The 1,523-nt window shown below is 72.2% G+C and carries 1 protein-coding gene; it reads right to left on the bottom strand.

What is annotated here, in order from left to right:
• Positions 1-176: 176 nt before the first annotated feature.
• Positions 177-1,340, bottom strand: coding sequence for a magnesium and cobalt transport protein CorA (locus ACIQOV_RS40960; protein ID WP_401056163.1), 1,164 nt, complete (start codon positions 1,338-1,340; stop codon positions 177-179).
• Positions 1,341-1,523: the final 183 nt, after the last annotated feature.

Below are 1,523 nucleotides of genomic sequence, written 5' to 3' on the forward strand. Positions count from 1 at the left end.
CCTCCCCGCTCCCGGGGAAGGGTCCCCCTCCGATCCCGCGTCGGCACCGAACGTCCTTGGAACGAGGCCGAGTTGTCACCGTCCGGTGAGGAAAGCGGAGTGCGGGGTCCACGCACAGAAGCGGCCCCGGGCCCCGGGGGCGCGGGGCCCGGGTCAGCGGGGCCCGGGGCTCCGGCCTACAGCCAGTCCCGCTTCTTGAACACCAGGTACAACCCGGTGCACACCAGCGCCATCAGCCCGATCGCGAACGGGTAGCCGAAGACCCACTTGAGCTCCGGCATCGTCTCGAAGTTCATCCCGTACACCGTGCCGATCAGTGTCGGCGCGAAGAGGATGGCCGCCCAGGAGGAGATCTTCTTGATCTCGTCGTTCTGCGCGTGCCCCGCCTCGGCGAGCTGCTTCATCTCCTCGTTCTGCCGCTGCGAGACCAGTGTCGCGTTGACGGTCAGGATGTTCTGGAGCATCTGCCGGAAGCCGTCCACCCGCTCGGCGGCGTAGGTGGCGTGGTCGGCGACGTCGCGCAGGTAGCGCTGGAGCTCGTCGTCGGTGCCGTACTTGCCGAAGCCCGCCTCCAGGCTCTTCATGATCTCCAGCAGCGGGCGGGTGGCCCGCTGGAACTCGATCACCTCGCGGGAGAGCTCGTAGATGCGGCGGGAGACCTGCGGGTCGCCGCCGAACACCTCGGTCTCGATCTCGTCGATGTCGTGCTGGAGGCCGGCGATCACCGGCGCGTAGCCGTCGACCACGGCGTCCAGCACCGCGTACAGCACCGCTTCCGGGCCGAGCGCCAGCAGCTCCGGGTCGGCCTCCAGCCGGCGCCGCACCGCCGACAGGTCCGGGGCCTGGGAGTGCCGGACGGTGAGCACGAAGTCGGGACCGACGAAGAGGTGGATCTCGCCGAAGTCGACCTCCTCCGCCTCGTCCAGGTAGCGGGCGGCGCGCAGCACAACGAACAGGGTGTCGCCGTAGCGCTCCAGCTTCGGCCGCTGATGGGCGACGATGGCGTCCTCGACGGCCAGCTCGTGCAGGCCGAACCGGTCGGCGGCCTCCAGCAGTTGCGCCTCGGCGGGGCGGAAGAGGCCGATCCAGGCCATCGTGCCGGGCCGGTCGGGCAGCGTGCGGTAGATGTCGGCGAGGTCGGTGGGCGCCTCCGTCCGGCGGCCGTCCCGGTAGACGGCCGCGTCCACCACGGAGCGTTCCAGCGTCACCGGCTCGACGGGCTGGTCGGGCCGGGGGTCCATCGAGTGCTCGGGCGCGGGCTGGGTGTCCGTGGGCCGGACGACGGAACGGGAGAACGGACGCTTGCTCGCGCGCACGGCGCGCACACGCCAGTCGGACATGGCGGGACCTCCACGGTGGATGCCCGGCCGCCGCAAGGGGACACGGCGGACCGGAGGCGCCCGGCCGGCCGCCACGCGCACGGCGCGACCGGCGGCGCCTCGCCGGGAGGACGAGGTCAGTGCCGCGCGGGAGCCGTACGGGAGGAGGTGTGCCGGGGGCCGCGAGTGGTGCGGGACAACCGG

This window comes from Kitasatospora sp. NPDC091257 (assembly GCF_044757675.1).
GTDB classification, from domain to species: domain Bacteria; phylum Actinomycetota; class Actinomycetes; order Streptomycetales; family Streptomycetaceae; genus Kitasatospora; species Kitasatospora lactacystinica.

Bases quoted from the DNA above. Each gene is read 5' to 3' on its own strand.
- ACIQOV_RS40960 (WP_401056163.1), bottom strand. From the start codon at position 1,340: ATGTCCGACTGGCGTGTGCGCGCCGTGCGCGCGAGCAAGCGTCCGTTC.